The sequence below is a fragment of the Maribacter sp. genome (assembly GCF_049667165.1).
Lineage (GTDB): Bacteria > Bacteroidota > Bacteroidia > Flavobacteriales > Flavobacteriaceae > Maribacter_A.
Genome location: NZ_JBATHS010000154.1, coordinates 19,666 through 36,988, shown reverse-complemented (window position 1 = coordinate 36,988; position 17,323 = coordinate 19,666). Strand labels below are relative to the sequence as shown.

General features: G+C 41.7%; 14 protein-coding genes. 7 read left to right on the top strand and 7 right to left on the bottom strand.

All coding sequences use genetic code 11. From position 1 onward, the window contains the following. Positions 1-507, bottom strand: coding sequence for a peptide-methionine (R)-S-oxide reductase MsrB (gene msrB / locus WBM98_RS08020; protein WP_424365500.1), 507 nt, complete (start codon positions 505-507; stop codon positions 1-3). Between the two features lie 166 nt (positions 508-673). Further along, the gene (locus tag WBM98_RS08015) at positions 674-1,243 is read right to left on the bottom strand and encodes a collagen-like protein (RefSeq protein ID WP_424365499.1); all 570 of its coding nucleotides are present in this window, start codon (positions 1,241-1,243) and stop codon (positions 674-676) included. A 178-nt stretch (positions 1,244-1,421) separates the two neighbouring features. Here WBM98_RS08015 and glgB point away from each other — a divergent pair, with 178 nt between their 5' ends. From glgB to WBM98_RS07995, 4 genes are all read left to right on the top strand, one after another. Then, on the top strand, positions 1,422-3,317 hold the full coding sequence (gene glgB / locus WBM98_RS08010) for a 1,4-alpha-glucan branching protein GlgB (protein ID WP_424365498.1): 1,896 nt from the start codon (positions 1,422-1,424) through the stop codon (positions 3,315-3,317). A 101-nt stretch (positions 3,318-3,418) separates the two neighbouring features. After that, complete coding sequence (locus WBM98_RS08005) at positions 3,419-5,818, top strand: glycoside hydrolase family 31 protein (RefSeq protein WP_424365497.1); 2,400 nt, start codon at positions 3,419-3,421, stop codon at positions 5,816-5,818. Between the two features lie 36 nt (positions 5,819-5,854). Beyond that, entirely contained in the window at positions 5,855-6,664 is an 810-nt protein-coding gene (locus WBM98_RS08000) for a M48 family metallopeptidase (protein ID WP_424365496.1), read from the top strand. An 89-nt stretch (positions 6,665-6,753) separates the two neighbouring features. Then, a complete protein-coding gene (locus WBM98_RS07995; protein WP_424365495.1) occupies positions 6,754-8,094 on the top strand; it encodes an MFS transporter in 1,341 nt (446 codons plus the stop codon). A 55-nt stretch (positions 8,095-8,149) separates the two neighbouring features. Here the strand turns inward: WBM98_RS07995 and WBM98_RS07990 are convergent, their stop codons facing one another. Genes WBM98_RS07990 through WBM98_RS07975 form a run of 4 tightly spaced genes read right to left on the bottom strand, consistent with a single transcriptional unit; the run spans position 8,150 to position 11,039 of the window. Beyond that, positions 8,150-8,875 (bottom strand): head GIN domain-containing protein, encoded by a 726-nt coding sequence (locus WBM98_RS07990; RefSeq protein ID WP_424365494.1) that lies wholly within the window; start codon positions 8,873-8,875, stop codon positions 8,150-8,152. A 49-nt stretch (positions 8,876-8,924) separates the two neighbouring features. Beyond that, entirely contained in the window at positions 8,925-10,013 is a 1,089-nt protein-coding gene (locus WBM98_RS07985) for a hypothetical protein (RefSeq protein WP_424365493.1), read from the bottom strand. Next, positions 9,994-10,554 carry a hypothetical protein gene (locus tag WBM98_RS07980; protein ID WP_424365492.1) on the bottom strand — a complete coding sequence of 187 codons (561 nt, stop codon included), beginning with the start codon at positions 10,552-10,554 and terminating at the stop codon, positions 9,994-9,996. Before WBM98_RS07980 ends, WBM98_RS07985 begins: the two co-directional genes overlap by 20 nt. Beyond that, the gene (locus WBM98_RS07975) at positions 10,554-11,039 is read right to left on the bottom strand and encodes an RNA polymerase sigma factor (protein ID WP_424365491.1); all 486 of its coding nucleotides are present in this window, start codon (positions 11,037-11,039) and stop codon (positions 10,554-10,556) included. The genes WBM98_RS07980 and WBM98_RS07975 overlap by 1 nt, the downstream gene beginning before the upstream one ends. A 287-nt stretch (positions 11,040-11,326) precedes the next feature. On the opposite strand from WBM98_RS07975, the gene lon reads away from it, so the two are divergent. Together lon and cmk are read left to right on the top strand one after the other, a co-directional pair. Continuing rightward, on the top strand, positions 11,327-13,777 hold the full coding sequence (gene lon, locus WBM98_RS07970; RefSeq protein WP_424365490.1) for an endopeptidase La: 2,451 nt from the start codon (positions 11,327-11,329) through the stop codon (positions 13,775-13,777). 38 nt (positions 13,778-13,815) lie between these two features. Beyond that, positions 13,816-14,523 (top strand): (d)CMP kinase, encoded by a 708-nt coding sequence (cmk, locus tag WBM98_RS07965; RefSeq protein WP_424365489.1) that lies wholly within the window; start codon positions 13,816-13,818, stop codon positions 14,521-14,523. A 30-nt stretch (positions 14,524-14,553) separates the two neighbouring features. Here the strand turns inward: cmk and WBM98_RS07960 are convergent, their stop codons facing one another. Beyond that, positions 14,554-14,934: a LysM peptidoglycan-binding domain-containing protein gene (locus WBM98_RS07960; RefSeq protein WP_424365488.1), complete on the bottom strand. Its 381-nt coding sequence runs from the start codon at positions 14,932-14,934 to the stop codon at positions 14,554-14,556. Between the two features lie 262 nt (positions 14,935-15,196). On the opposite strand from WBM98_RS07960, the gene rpsA reads away from it, so the two are divergent. Beyond that, positions 15,197-17,041 (top strand): 30S ribosomal protein S1, encoded by a 1,845-nt coding sequence (gene rpsA, locus WBM98_RS07955; protein ID WP_424365487.1) that lies wholly within the window; start codon positions 15,197-15,199, stop codon positions 17,039-17,041. The last annotated feature ends 282 nt before the right edge of the window (positions 17,042-17,323 follow it).

Genomic DNA, 17,323 nt, shown 5'->3' with positions numbered 1-17,323 from the left:
TTATTGACCTTTGGCCGGAATAAATTTTAAGGCCGCTCCATTGACACAATGCCTTCTGCCTGTGGTTTCTTGGGGGCCGTCATCAAAAACATGGCCCAAATGCCCCCCGCAGACGGCGCAATGTTCCTCAGTACGTTTGACCCCTATTTTATAATCGACATCATAGGCGACATTGCCCTTGATTTCCCGATCGAAACTGGGCCAACCCGAACCGGAATCATATTTGTTCTCGCTGCGGAAAAGTTCGGTATTACAGGCAGCACAAACATAGACCCCTTTCTTTTTATTGTTCAATAGCTCACTGGAGCCAGCCGGTTCGGTACCGGCCTTGCGCAATACATAATATTGTAGGTCGGTAAGTTCCTTACGCCACTCCGCATCGGACTTATGCACCATATATTTCGACTGTTTCCCTTGTGTTATGTTGTCTTCTTCGGTTTTTTCCTGGGAGTTGCCTTTACAGCCTACCATCAGTACCAGGAATATCAAAATTATTCTCTTTATCATTGGTTTCTTTTTAGTTTTTAGACGATGTATGCCCACCATCCTTTCAAATATAAAGATCTTTGGTGTGGCAAATCATTAAGGTTTTGTTAATCAGGGTATTTTGAAAGAACACATAAAAAAACCCCGCCTAAGTAAGCGGGGTGGTTTTTAATGGGTATCCATGTTATTACAAGGTTGATTTTCGTACCTCTTTTTCGGTGATGCCCATGGTATTCATCACAGCTCGCACATTGGAGCGATCTAAACGTGAACCCTGTAGCATTTCTGCTGGTATAATGGCAATTCTAAAAGTCTGTGCATCGGTATCCCCAGTAGGCAAGGTATTCAAATCGAAGTCTGCCTCAAGGAATATATTCACATCAAAAAAGGTGAAATCATAATTATATTGTAATATGCCCTGGTCCAAAAGCCGGGTCTGGGGCAGTAATCTCCAGATATCAACAGGGTCTCCATTGCCATCCTCGGTTTGGTCCCATAATAAATAAACCAAAACGATATCCGTTTCGAATACTTCGATATCATCTTGTATGAATTCGTAGAATAGGCTGTAATCATCGGCTACGAAGTCGCCCGTAATATCAACGACTGTACCCCGTTCTTGGCCATCCCTACCGTCTAAGCCATCCAATCCATCGAGACCATCAAACCCGTCATATCCCGGGGGGCCAGCGGGACCTTCACAGGCAATGAAGAATAAAGACAGGACCGCGCCAAATACTATGCTCATTTTTTTCATAATTATGATTTTAATTGTTTGTTTCAATAGTTATGCAATCAAATCTTCAAAAAGCGTTCCACTTTTCAAATATTCCCTATTTTTATGATTAGAAAATATTAATAGGTCAAAGTAAAGCCTTATTTACGAAACACTTTATCTAAAGTTGTTTAGCTTTGCCCAAAAATATAACCTAAGTATGTCAAAAGTTATTGTTCATTCGCTTTTTACTGAATTCGATATTAATCTCTTCAAGTCCGGTAAGCATTTTAAACTGTATGAAAAATTGGGATCTCATCCGATCGAATTGAACGGGGTGAAGGGTACCTATTTTGCGGTTTGGGCGCCAACGGCGAGTGCAGTTTCCGTGGTAGGTGATTTTAATGGTTGGAGGGATATGGAACACCGACTGAACGTGCGTTGGGACGCCAGTGGCATCTGGGAAGGATTTATTCCGGAACTTGGCCCTGGTACGCTTTATAAATATTATATACACTCGAACAATTTTGGTATTGCGACCGAAAAGGCCGATCCCTTCGCCAGGTATTGCGAACACCCACCAAAGACAGCTTCGGTTGTTTGGGACGGGGAGTATACGTGGAAAGATAAAAAATGGATGGATACCAGGGAAGACAAAAATGCCCTGGACAAACCTTATTCCGTTTATGAAGTGCATTTAGGTTCCTGGAAACGCAATGAGAACAATGAATTTCTGACCTATGGGGAACTAGCGGTGGATCTCGTGAAATACGTAAAGGAGATGGGCTTTACCCATGTTGAGTTTATGCCGATCATGGAATTTCCGTATGACCCATCCTGGGGCTATCAGCTTACCGGTTATTTTGCCCCCACCTCGCGTTTTGGGAATCCAGAGGAATTCAAACTATTGGTCGATAAATTACATCAAGCAGGTATTGGGGTGATCTTGGATTGGGTACCATCCCATTTTCCTGAAGATGCCCACGGATTGGGATTCTTCGATGGGTCCCATTTATATGAACACCCGGATCGAAGAAGAGGATATCACCCCGATTGGAAAAGTTTGATTTTCAATTATGGGAGAAATGAGGTGCGTGCATTTTTGATAAGCAACGCCTTGTTCTGGTTAGATCAATACCATGTCGATGGTTTACGGGTAGATGCCGTTGCCTCCATGCTCTATTTGGATTATTCACGGGAAGAAGGGGAGTGGGAACCGAATATCTACGGTAATAATGAAAACTTAGAGGCCATTTCCCTTATTCGGGAATTGAATGAAACGGTCTATGGAAATTTCCCAGGCGTACAGACCATCGCCGAGGAATCTACCTCATTTTCAATGGTTTCCAAACCGGTGAACATGGGTGGATTGGGTTTTGGTATGAAATGGATGATGGGCTGGATGCACGATACCTTGGAGTACTTTAAGAAAGAGCCTATTTATAGAAAGCACCATCAGAACGATCTTACGTTCAGTATGACCTATGCGTTTACCGAAAACTTTATGCTTCCGTTTTCACACGACGAAGTGGTCTATGGAAAACAATCCCTGTTATACAAGATGCCAGGGGATGAATGGCAAAAATTTGCGAATCTGCGCCTGCTTTATGGTTATATGTTCACACATCCTGGGGCCAATATCATATTTATGGGGGGCGAATTCGGACAGTCTTCCGAATGGAATTACAACCAAAGTCTGGACTGGCATTTGACCCAGTACGAGTTGCATTCGGGCATTCAGGAATTGATCAAAGACCTAAATGCCATATATAAGTCGTATCCCGCCTTATACGAAAAACAGTTTAGTCAAGAAGGTTTTCAATGGATAGATTATGGGGATGCTGCCAATTCGGTACTGACCTATATCAGAAAGGGACATAATGCGGAGGATGACTTGATCGTTGCGGCAAATTTCACGCCGGTACCAAGGGATAAGTATCGCATAGGAGTGCCTAAAACAGGCACCTTGAAGCAAATTTTCACGAGTGATGCCAAAAAATATGGCGGATCTGGTTCCAAGAAATCACCGGTAACCACTGAAAAAAAACCATGGCATGGTTTTGAAGACTCCATTGAAATTTCAATACCACCTTTAGGAATCGTTATTTTTCAATAGTCCCTATCAATTTTATCGCAATTGTTGACAATTGGTCGCTTTTCATTTCGCAATTACAGGGTAATGTGCGTATTTTGTCGCGTTTTAAATTTTGAATATTTATGATTACCAATACAGAACTTGAATATAAGGGAAATCTTTACCCTAACCATATAATAGACTTTAAACAAGATGTAGATAAATTCTATTTCACTACCGAGAATGAAGTGGTCTTACAGATTACCGTATTACGCAATAGTGCCCTACGGTTTAGGTATGCTACCGAAAATGTCTTTGAACCCGACTTCTCCTATGCCATCAGTGAGGATGCGAGTAGGGGATATAGTAGCTTGGAAGTGGACGAGACCGCAACCGAGTATCTGATCCGTACCTCCAAGCTCAAGGTCTTGATTGATAAAAAGTCACTGCGTGTTCAGATATCTGATTTGGAAGGGTCTATCATCAATGAGGATGAAATCGGTTTTCACTGGGAGGAAAATTATGAATACGGGGGTAATATCGTAAAAATGAGTAAGATCACCCAAAATGGGGAAAGCTTTTTTGGCATGGGTGATAAGGCCACACACTCTAACCTAAAGGGCAAACAGGTCAGTAATTGGTGTATGGATCAATATGCCTATGTTAAGGATTTAGATCCGTTGTATAAGGCTGTTCCCTTTTTTACGGGTCTACATAACAATATGGCCTATGGGATTTTCTTTGATAATACGTTTAGAACGTATTTTGATTTTGCCCATGAAAAAAGACACGTTACCAGCTTTTGGGCCGATGGTGGTGAGATGAACTTCTATTTTTTCTATGGACCGGAAATGTCCAAGGTAATCAAGGCCTATACCAATTTAACAGGAACGCCGGAATTACCGCCTATGTGGGCCATGGGATACCATCAATCGAAATGGAGTTATTTCCCGGAAAGTAATGTGAAGGCTTTGGCCCGTAAGTTCAGGAGGTTAAAAATACCCTGTGATGCATTATATCTGGATATAGATTATATGGATGGGTTTCGCTGTTTTACGTGGGATAAGAAAAAGTTTCCCGATCCCAAGCGCATGATGGCCGAATTGAATGAGGTTGGCTTTAAAACGGTTGTGATGATCGATCCGGGTATCAAAATAGATAAGGATTATTGGGTATATCAGGAAGCTATGGAAAAAGGTTATTTCTGTAAGCGTGGTGATGGTCCTTATATGAAAGGCAAGGTTTGGCCTGGGGAATGTCATTTCCCCGATTTTACCAATCCGGAAGTACGTGAATGGTGGGCAGAATTGTATAAGGAATTTATGTCGGAATTGGGAGTTCATGCCGTATGGAACGATATGAACGAACCAGCTGTCATGGAGGTACCTACAAAAACGGCCCCGTTGGATACGAGGCATAACTTCGATGGACACCCTTGTACCCACCGTAAGGCACATAATGTTTATGGTATGCAAATGGTGCGGGCGACCTATGAAGGTATCAAGAAACATGTATATCCAAAGAGACCCTTTGTGATAACCAGGGCGGCCTATGCCGGTACGCAGCGATATTCCTCTACCTGGACAGGTGATAATGTCGCGACGTGGGAGCATCTATGGCTGGCGAATGTTCAGGTACAGCGCATGTGTATGAGTGGCATGTCGTTCGTAGGTTCGGATATTGGAGGTTTTGCGGAACAACCCAATGGGGAACTTTTTGCCCGATGGATACAGTTAGGGGTTTTCCATCCGTTTTGCCGGGTGCATTCGAGTGGGGACCACGGGGATCAGGAACCATGGTCCTTTGATAGTGATGTCACCGATATTGTTCGGAAATTCATCGAATTGAGATACCAATTGCTGCCTTATTTATATACCATGTTCTGGAAATATTCGAAATATGGAGATCCGATGGTGAAACCTTTGGTCTATTTTGACCAAGAGGATCCGCAAACACATTTTAGGACCGATGAGTTCATTTTTGGGGACCATATTCTGGTATGTCCCGTTCAAGAACCGAATGCCCAAGGAAGGCGTATGTATATCCCCAGGGGAAATTGGTATAATTATTGGGATGACTCACTAGTTGTGGGTGGTAAAGAGCAATGGGTTGATGCCGATATCGATATTACGCCCTTATTTGTGCTCGAAGGGGCGATCATTCCAAAATTCCCTGTACAACAATATGTTGGGGAATTGGTCATAAAGCAGTTGGATTTGGACGTGTACTATAAATTGGGAATCGAGAATTCGACGGTATATGAAGACGATCAAGACGGGTATGACTATAACAAAGGGAATTATAGTTTAAGGAACTTTAAGTTGAACGGCAAAGCGCAAAGTCTTGCCATACAACAGTTTAAAGATGGGGCTTTCTTGACCTCTTATAATTCCTTGAGGTTGAATTTACACGGGTTGCCCTTTACCATTAAATCGGTTGAGGTAGATAATGAAGTAGTGCCTTTAAAGCAGGTAAAACCCAATGGGAACAATGTAATCGTAGTGAGTAAGGATTTTACGCAAGTGCTGATTAAGGGAAAATAATTTTTTGTAATTTAACATTACTAAACACTAGATAAAATGAAAAAATTAGTATTGACCATTGCCGTTTTTATGGTAGTGGCTGCGTGTAAGGTAAATCCATTCACGGGTAAAAAAGTACTTAATTTTTATCCGAATAGTCAAATTTTCCCCATGGCATTTGCCCAATATGACCAGTTTTTGACTGAAAATAAGGTAATCGAGGATTCCCCAGAAGCGCGCATGATCACCAAAGTAGGTCAACGTATCTCCTCTGCGGCCGAACGATGGTTGGCTGCCAATGGGTATCCGGGCTATTTGAACGATTACAAATGGGAGTATAATCTGGTCAACGATGAAACAGTGAATGCCTGGTGTATGCCTGGTGGAAAAATTGTCTTTTATACCGGAATATTACCTATTACCCAAACCGAGACTGGGGTTGCCGTGGTTATGGGCCATGAGGTTGCCCATGCCTTGGCAGATCATGGGGCGCAACGTATGAGTGCCGGTACCTTGCAACAGCTAGGTGCTGTGGCAGGGAATATTGCCATTCAGGATGAACAAAAACGAAACATGTTCAATCAGGCATATGGACTGGGCTCTACCGTAGGGTTAATGCTTCCGTTCAGTAGAAGTCATGAGACCGAAGCGGATAGGATAGGGCTACAGATTATGGCCATTGCAGGCTATGATCCAGCTGAGGCGGCCGAATTATGGAAACGCATGAAAGCCAATAGTGGTGGTGAGGCCCCTCCAGAATTTTTAAGTACACACCCCTCGAACGATACGCGTATCGCCAATTTAACCGAGTGGGCACCCCTTGCCAAGCAAGAAGCCATGAAATTCGGGGTAACCACATTTAAATAGAAATCACGACTTCGGATTTATAGTAATAATTGTATATTGAAAGCTGTTCTAAAAAGAGCAGCTTTTTTTATGATACCATACGAAGACTTATGACTGTAGCTTTGGCCATAAAGGGCAGTAAAAGATTATTGAATGCCTGGGCCTTTTATGATTGGGCCAATTCAGTATATAGTTTGGTCATCTCCTCGGCAATTTTCCCGATTTTCTATGGGGCCCTTTTTAGGGTTGCCAACATTGATAAGGTTTCCATTTTTGGAGGTGAGATCGCAAGGGCACCCCTTATAAGTTACGTTACCTCCCTGGCTTTTGTGTTCATAGCGATAATAACCCCATTGATAGCTGGTATTTCGGATTATCTGGGGAACAAACGATTGTTTCTAAAGATCTTCTGCTATCTGGGCGGCATATCCTGTATCGGGTTGTACTGGTTTTCACTGGATAATATTTACGTAGGACTGCTTTGCTATTTTTTTGGTTTGGTAGGGTTTTGGGTAAGTTTTGCCATTAACAATTCCTATTTGCCCGATGTCGCTTTTCCCGAGCAGCAGGATGGGATCAGTGCGAAAGGGTTTTCAATGGGTTATATAGGAAGTGTGATACTACTGCTGTTCAACCTAGCCATGGTCATGAATCCTGATTTCTTTGGTATTATAAGCGACGCCGGCGAAGCCGCAGAAATAAAGGCCATGAAATATTCTTTTGTTACGGTGGGTATTTGGTGGATTCTTTTTAGCCAGTATACCTTTTACCATTTGCCTAAAGGATTTAAAAAGAAAGGCAAACGGGACCACATTGTCTTAAATGGGTTTAGGGAGCTGAAATTGGTCTGGCATCAATTGGGGGATGAAATACGGTTAAAACGCTATTTGGGGGCTTTTTTTGTATATAGTATGGCTGTACAGACGGTCATGTTGATCGCAACCTATTTTGGGGAAGAAGAAATACATTGGGGTTCTGATTCAGAGCGCACGACCGGACTTATCGTAAGTATTTTGGTCATTCAGATCGTAGCCATATTGGGAGCGACATTGACCGCATATGCTTCAAGGATTTTTGGGAACATCAAGACCCTGATCGTCGTTAATATCCTGTGGGTCTTTATCTGTATCTATGCCTATTTTGTGATTACCCCGGTAGATTTTTACATCGCCGCAGGATGTGTAGGAATGGTCATGGGAGGCATTCAGGCCTTATCCCGATCCACCTATTCCAAATTTATTCCGGAAACTACGGATACGGCCTCATTTTTTAGTTTTTATGATGTAGCGGAAAAGATCGGCATCGTTATAGGTACCTTTTTATACGGATTTGTGGCACAGTATTCGGGAAGTATGCGCTATGCTATAATATTTTTGGGAGTGTTCTTTCTGATAGGAATGATCCTGTTGACCCGGGTGAACCCAAAACAACATAAAAAAGCCCCTTATTGAAAGAGGCTTTTACCTGATTGTTGTTCGCTTTTTGATTTCCCTGTGTATAAACAGGTTATACCTTGGTTATATCTCCGGAACCCGAGGTTTTGGTATCCACTTTTTCAGGATTGCCTTTATAATGGATATCCCCAGAGCCCGATACCCTTGCCTTCAAACTCTTATTGGCCGTTACTTTGATATCCGCTGATCCAGAAACCGTGGCATTCACATGATCGGCCTCCAATTCATAGGCCTTGATATCGCCACTCCCCGAAATTGTGGCCTCAAAATTTGAGGTAGATCCACTTAACATTATATCACCGGACCCTGACATGGTGGCCTCTAAGGTGCGGGATTCAATCGCTAAGGTAATATCACCAGATCCGGACATTGACGTCTTGAAGCTTCCTGTTTTTATAGCCGTCTTACCAACAATATCACCGGAACCCGATAAGGTAACTTCGTTGATACTTTCTACAGGCACGGTTATTTTTATCCCTTGTTTCCAAGATGAAGGTTTAAGATTATATCCCTTTTCAACCTTTATGACCAATTTACCATCCTTTACTTCGGTTTTTATATGTTCTAAAAGATTCTCTTCACCTCTTAAAGTAAGAACGCCTTCATTTCCATCCACGAGGTCCACATCGAACCATCCTGATAAGGCTATGGCATCATAATCACCAGTTGACCTTTCAATGGTTACCATGTTTCCATTTCCATTTACTTTTTTGCCCCATTGGGCTGAACAGGAGATTGTGAGTAATACGACAAAACTAAGTGCTGCTAAATTTTTCATCTTTTTCTGCTTTTTTACCCTGAACTGGTTTCAGGGTCTGATTGATTGATTAATTTTTCGTGAACGATATTCCTCCGTATTCACTACTGATCGATACGTTATTGCCACTATTGGGTGACCCATAGTATCCTTTATAATAGCGATTGTTCGATTTTTCGGTACTGATATTGATCTCAAAATCTTCCTTACCATTTACCCCTGCATATTCGGCCCTTATTTCAAAATCGAAATGGTACTGGGGCGCATATCCGATCTTAATGCCCGTATAGTCAGAACTGATGTTAAGATTACCGGCATCTTCGGCCATTTCCCCTATCTTAAGGGAGCCGTAGTCCGCATTGATATCCACATTGCCATGAATGGTGCCCAATTTGACATTGATATAATCCCCGTTTCCATTGACATTTTGTGCCTCACCTACTTCAATATTTCCATAATCACAAGCGTATTGTAGGTTTTCCATATGATGTATGGTAGAATTGGTATAATCGGCATTTACTTTTAAATCACCGGCCTTTTCGATCGTAAAACCGGAATAATCGGCCTTGATCTCACCACTATTGATGTACCCAATACTTGATTTGGAGGTATAATCAAAATTCAGATAGTTGTTCCTGCCACGGAGTTCGCCAATTTCCAATCTTCCATAATCACAGTTGATCTTGGCATGTCCATCAATCCTGTCCAAAATAATATTGCCATAATCATTATTCAGATGTACGCTGTTTTTTACAGGTAATTTTATGGTATAGTTGACTTGCATGTTCACATTGTTGTTGCCCCAGTTCCAACCCCAACTACTTTTGTTCTTGTTGAAGTTTGTTTTGGCCGATACCATCGAACTGGTCGCTTCAAAATCAACGGTGATGTCCTCTAATTTCTTTACTACTTTTTCCTCATTGTTGCCGCTGGTCTTGATATGGACTTCGATGAGTATGCGGTTGTCATTCCATGAAATGATGTTCAGATTGCCATAACTGTTGCTTACCTTTAACAGCGCATCGGAGTTTACATTATATTCCTTAGTTATGGTTTTCTCCTTCGTGTATTTGCCTTTAAGCTTGCCATCATTGGCAGCCATGATCATCGGGGCTATAAAAAATAGCACGGTAACGTATTTATATAGTAAAGTTCGCATCGCTTTGAGTTTTTAGATTTTTAATAATTTCAATTTGGGTAATGACATCCTGTAAGAGGTCAATTCGTGTTTGAAAGTTGGTGATCATGGCACTTAAGATCAGTCTGTCATTGCCACCATTGATCAAATCGGTTTCAAGTGATTTGTAATCCTGTTCCAGTTTTTTCAACTGTTGCATGGTAGCATTGATGATCTGTTGTGTTTCAGGGGAACTTTCATTTTCGAGCTGTTTTACCTGGTCTTCGATCAGACTGGCAAAATAAACTTGAGTATTGCTTACCTCTGGGGAAATCTGGGCAACCTGTTCATCCAAGGTAGGCCTCAAGGTATAAACCCCAATGGCGATTAGGCAAAGCACGGCTATCGAAGCAGCTATGGAAAGGGGTCTCCACCAATTCGTTTTCTTTCTTGATAAAACCACCACATCATTGGCATGGTTCAATTTTTCCAGAAATCGTTGCTGATGCCCTTCTCGGGGTTCTTCCGTATCAAATGTGCCTTCGAGACCTTCAAAGAGATCTTTTAATTCATCTTTCTTCATTAGTAAGCATTTATCATTTTTTTGCGCAAGCTTTCTTTTGCCCTTGAAATCATAGTTCGGCAATTGGCATAACTCACGTTCATTATGGTACTGATTTCTTCATAATCATACCCTTCAATTAAATATAAGGTCAAAGAAATTCTGTAATTATCTTTTAACCGATTCATGGTCTCCATCACTTTTTGAGCCTTCTGTTCTGTAAACACATGATCCGAAGCAACGCCATCATTATCTTCGACCTTGTATAATATATCATCCAATGCAACCTCATGTTTCTTTTGTTGCTTTCGGTAATGATAGATACTGTTGTTTATCACGATGCGCTTTAACCAGGATCCAAAGGTTACTTCGCCTTTGAAGGTATGCAGTTTCGTCAACGCGTTCAAGAACGATTCCTGCATTACATCTTCGGCTTCGGCACTGTCTTTTACAATTCGCAGCGATATATTGTACATGGCCTTGTAATAGCGATTGTAAATTTCCATTTGTGCTCTTTGGTTCCCTTTAAGACACAATTGTATTAAATCATCAGTATGTAATCTTTCGTGGCTCAAAAAGTGATAGATTTTAATTAATAGATGAACCAATTTAGCCAATGTTACAGTTTATAGAAAATATTTGTGGCTGTTGGCACAGGAATTGCCCAAGATAGGATGAAATGATGTGCGCTGTGGCTTAGAAACAAGGAGCTATAGCCATTGTCGGATTTTTTTTAAACACTAAAAACCATCCATTGCTGTTATGAATATGACAGAATGGCTGAAATTATACTATGGGAGATTCTAAATTTGCAAATTTTGACAATATGTCCTTACAAAGTATTGACCAGGATGCTGAGTTGATACCTTTATTGACCCCCGAGGATGAAGAGGAAATGAACAATGAGGGGTTGCCAGAAACCTTGCCGATTTTGCCTTTGCGTAATACGGTATTGTTTCCAGGAGTCGTTATCCCGATTACGGCGGGCAGGGATAAATCGATCAAATTGATAAAAGACGCCAACAATGGCTCGAAGGTTATCGGGGTAGTCGCACAGAAAGATGAAAAAACCGAGAATCCCGGGGTCAAGGATATCCATACCTTGGGGACGGCAGCCCGTATTTTAAGGGTGCTTCAAATGCCCGATGGGAACACGACGGTTATCATACAAGGCAAAAAGCGCTTTGAACTGGCCGAGGTACTTACCGAAGAGCCCTACATCACGGCCACGGTAAGGGAAACAATGGAAGAGCGACCAGATAAGGATGGGCAAGAGTTCTTGGCGATCATAGAATCCATTAAAGATCTGGCCCTTAAAATCATAAGGGACAATCCGAATATTCCCAGTGAGGCTTCTTTTGCCATCAAGAACATCCAAAGCAATTCGTTCCTGATAAATTTTGTTTCCTCCAATCTCAATTTGGAAGTTAAGGAAAAGCAAGAACTGTTAGAGATCGATAATCTTAAGGATCGGGCTTTGGCTACCTTGAAATATATGAATGTGGAACTTCAGAAATTGGAACTGAAGAATGTGATCCAGTCCAAGGTACGAAGTGATATGGACCAACAGCAACGCGAATACTTCCTACACCAACAGATGAAGACCATTCAGGAAGAATTAGGCGGGGTTTCCTATGATGAGGAAATCGAAGAAATGCGTATGAAGTCCATGGATAAAAAATGGGATGCCAAAGTCGCGGACCATTTTGAAAAGGAACTTGCGAAATTACAGCGTATGAATCCGCAAGTTGCGGAGTATTCCATTCAAAGAAATTATTTGGACCTCTTTCTTGACCTGCCTTGGAACGAATATTCAGAAGATAAATTCGATTTAAAACGGGCCCAAAAGATTTTGGATCGGGACCATTACGGTCTAGAGGATGTCAAGCAACGTATTATAGAGTACTTGGCGGTGTTGAAATTACGGAATGATATGAAGTCGCCCATCCTCTGTTTATATGGGCCTCCAGGTGTCGGTAAGACCTCTTTGGGCAAGTCGGTGGCCGAGGCCTTGGGTAGGGAGTATGTTCGAATGTCCTTGGGCGGATTACGTGATGAGGCCGAGATTCGCGGCCATCGTAAGACCTACATCGGTGCCATGCCCGGCAGAATCATTCAAAGTATTAAAAAGGCGGGGACCTCTAATCCCGTGTTTATTCTTGATGAGATCGATAAGCTGGCCAGTAGCCATCAAGGAGATCCATCCTCTGCGATGCTCGAGGTATTGGATCCCGAACAGAACAATTCGTTTCATGATAATTTTCTGGAAATGGGTTACGACCTTTCTAAGGTCATGTTCATAGCAACAGCGAATACCTTGTCTAACATTCAGCCTGCTTTAAGGGATAGAATGGAAATCATCAACGTCACGGGATACACGATCGAGGAAAAAGTGGAAATCGCCAAACGGCATTTATTGCCAAAGCAATTGAAAGAACATGGGCTGTCTTCAAAAGACCTGAAAATAGGAAAACCACAACTCGAAAAAATAGTCGAAGGGTATACCAGGGAATCGGGTGTACGCTCTTTGGAAAAGCAAATTGCCAAAATGGTGCGCTATGCGGCAAAATCAATTGCCATAGAGGAGGAATACCATATCAAGATCAGTAATGCTGACGTTGAAAAGATCCTGGGACCTGCAAGGTTGGAAAGGGATAAGTACGAGAACAACGATGTGGCTGGGGTAGTTACCGGCTTGGCTTGGACCAGCGTTGGCGGGGATATCCTTTTCATAGAATCGATCTTATCGAAAGGCAAGGGGGTAATGAATATCACCGGCAATTTGGGCAAGGTGATGAAAGAGTCGGCCACAATCGCATTGGAGTATATAAAATCGAATGCCGAGAGTTTTGGAATCAATCCTGCTATTTTTGAAAAATACAATGTACACATCCACGTACCTGAAGGGGCAACCCCGAAAGATGGTCCTAGCGCAGGTGTCACTATGCTTACTTCCTTGGTATCTTTGTTCACCCAGAGAAAAGTAAAGAAAAGTTTGGCCATGACCGGTGAAATAACCTTGCGGGGCAAAGTACTTCCCGTAGGCGGTATCAAAGAAAAGATTCTGGCGGCAAAACGAGCAAGGATCAAGGAAATTATTTTATCGGAGGATAATAGAAAGGACATATTGGAAATTAAGGAAGATTACCTCAAGGGCCTTACCTTTCATTATGTCAGTGATATGAGCGAGGTGATTGATCTTGCCATTACAAGCCAGAAAGTTAAGAACGCAAAAAAGCTGTAACGCTTTAAGAAGTTCTTTTTTCTATTTATTTTTAAGGTATGGAAAAAATAACTATTGCTATTGATGGGTATTCATCGACAGGAAAAAGTACCATCGCAAAACAATTGGCCAAGGCACTCAACTATATCTATGTAGATACGGGGGCTATGTATAGGGCTGTTACCCTGTATGCCATACGCAATGGTTTGATTAATGAGGACAGTAACGATGAGCAAGGGTTGATAGCCGCATTGGATACGATTGAGCTGCGCTTTGTCTATAACAACTCTTTGGGGTTTGCTGAAATGTATATGAATGACGAGAACGTGGAACGTGAAATCAGATCCATGGCCGTTTCACAATTAGTCAGCAAGGTGGCTACCATTGATGCCGTGCGGAAAAAATTGGTGGCGATTCAGCAGAAGTTGGGACAGGAAAAAGGGATTGTCATGGATGGCAGGGATATTGGCACCGTTGTTTTCCCCGGAGCGGAACTCAAGATCTTTATGACGGCATCGCCAGAGAAAAGAGCGACCCGTCGTTATAAGGAGTTATTGGATAAAGGGGAGGATGTCAACTATGCCGAAGTGTTGAAGAATGTGGAATATCGCGATTATATCGATTCACATCGTGAGATATCCCCTTTGATAATAGCCGATGACGCCATTGTTTTTGACAATAGCGATATGGGTCTTGCCGACCAATTCTCCAGGATTTTGGATTTTGCAAACCGGGTCATCGATAAACAAAAAAAAGACGTTCAATGAACGCCTTTTTAAATCATTGGATCTTCTTATCTATAAGTTCGGAATAACCAAGACCTGATCGGGATGGATTACATCCGGATTCTTTAGAATATTGGTGTTCGCAGCGAAAATTTGCTTGTATTTCATTGGGTCACCATAATACTGTTTGGCGATTTTACTCAACGATTCCCCACTTTTAACCGTATGTCTATGAAATACAGTTTCATCGGCAATGGTTATATTGGCTTTTACGTCAGCAGGATGTTCTCCCCCGATTTCCTTGATTTTATCCCACAAAAGATTTTTTTCATATTGGGTCCCAGCTATTCCCTTGATTTTTAGAATGCCGTTTTCTTCAGTAACATTGCCCTCCTTGATGGCCAATTTTTCACCAAGGTCCAAAACTGGCTGATATTTTGCTTTAACGCTCATAGTTTTAATTTAATTACGGTTAATATTTGTAGGGGTGAAGATAAGAATTAATGCTTTATTTACGAAAAAATGAATGAAATACTCCAGATTTGTTGAATCTGGTTCCCGTGATTGTTTGTATATCCATAATAAAATTGTAGTTTTGCACTCCTTTTTTACAGAGAATCAAGAGAAAAAGGGAAGAAAAAAAGAAACATATAACAGCTTCTGTAGTAATTGTTTAACTCTTGTAGCGCTACGGAATACAAATTTAAATCAGCAAATGGCTGAAGAAAAAGCAACAAAAGCAGTTGAGGTAGAGGAAACTACCGAAGCTACTCAAGAAACCAAGGTGGAGACACCGGTACAGGATCCCAAGGAATTTTTGGAAAATTTTGATTGGGATAAGTACGAACAAGGCATTGAACGTGTTGATGACTCTAAACTTCAGGAGTTCGAAACATTGGTTGCCGAAAATTTTGTCGATACAGCAGATGCAGAAGTTGTACAAGGTACCGTAGTGTATTTGACCGATAGGGAAGCGATTATCGATATCAATGCAAAGTCAGAAGGTGTTATTTCCTTGAACGAATTTCGTTATAACCCAGACTTGAAAGTGGGTGATAAGGTAGAGGTGTTGATCGATATCCGTGAAGATAAAAGTGGTCAATTGGTTCTTTCTCACAGAAAGGCCCGCACCATTATGGCTTGGGATAGGGTGAACGCCGCACACGATAAAGAAGAAATTGTTAGTGGTTTCGTTAAATGTAGGACCAAAGGAGGTATGATCGTCGATGTCTTCGGAATCGAGGCCTTCTTGCCAGGTTCACAAATCGATGTGAAACCGATTAGGGATTACGATCAGTATGTGAATAAAACCATGGAATTCAAGGTCGTTAAGATCAATCACGAATTCAAAAACGTTGTTGTTTCGCATAAAGCACTTATCGAGGCGGATATTGAAGAACAGAAAAAAGAGATCATCAGCCAGTTGGAAAAAGGACAGGTACTTGAAGGTATTGTGAAGAACATTACTTCGTACGGGGTCTTTATCGATTTAGGTGGTGTTGATGGTTTGGTACATATTACCGACCTTTCATGGAGCAGGATCAACCACCCGAATGAGGTTGTTGAATTGGATCAGAAATTGAACGTTGTTATCTTGGATTTTGATGAGAACAAATCGAGGATCCAATTAGGTCTTAAGCAATTGGAGAAACATCCTTGGGATGCCTTGAGTGAGGACATTAAAATTGGTGACAAGGTAAAAGGAAGGGTTGTTGTCATAGCCGATTACGGTGCCTTTATCGAAGTTGTAGAAGGTGTTGAAGGTTTGATCCACGTTTCTGAAATGTCATGGTCTACCCATTTGCGTTCTGCACAGGACTTTGTAAAAGTCGGTGATGAGGTAGAAGCTGTCGTATTGACCTTGGATCGGGAAGATCGCAAAATGTCCCTGGGCATTAAGCAATTGACCCCAGATCCATGGACCGATATCACAACTAAATATCCTGTTGGATCTAAACATAAGGGTATCGTTAGAAACTTTACCAATTTCGGGGTATTCTTGGAATTGGAAGAAGGAATCGACGGGTTGATCTATATCTCAGATCTTTCGTGGACCAAGAAGATCAAGCACCCATCAGAATTTGTAGCCGTTGGGGATATCTTGGAAGTGGAAGTATTGGAGTTGGATGTTGAAGGACGCAAATTGAGTTTGGGTCACAAACAGACTACCGAAAATCCATGGGACAAATATGAAACTGAGTTTGCCGTTGGTACCGTACATAAGGCGGCCATCACAGATATCGTGGATAAAGGTGCAACGATCGACTTCAATGAGGATATTACCGCATTTGTTCCACAACGTCATTTGGAAAAAGAGGACGGTAAGAAATTGGGCAAAGGCGAAGAGGCCGAATTCAAGATCATTGAATTCAATAAGGACTTTAAGCGTGTTGTTGCAAGTCACACCGCGATCTTTAGAGAAGAAGAGCAACGTAATGTTAAAGCAGCGGTCAAAAGACAAGCTGCCAGTGCTGATGAGGCCAAACCTACTTTAGGGGATGCCAATGAGGCCTTACAGGCGTTAAAGGATAAAATGGAAGCTAATTCTAAAAAGAAATAAGCGATCCATTGTGCATAGATTCCTGTCTAAACAGGATTTCAAAAGCCCTGACGGTATCGTCAGGGCTTTTTTCATTGTGATGCGCTCTTAGTATAAGTTGATACAAAATCAACGTATTGTAATCTTTCCGTTTTCCTAAAGTAAATTCAAGAATTTATTCATTTGAATTTAATTTGCTGATCCTATTTTTGCCGTATCCCATAATCATCGACATCAGCCAATATCTTAAAGAACATTCGTTGGTCAAATATTCCGAATACGTTCAATTTTAAATACGCACCT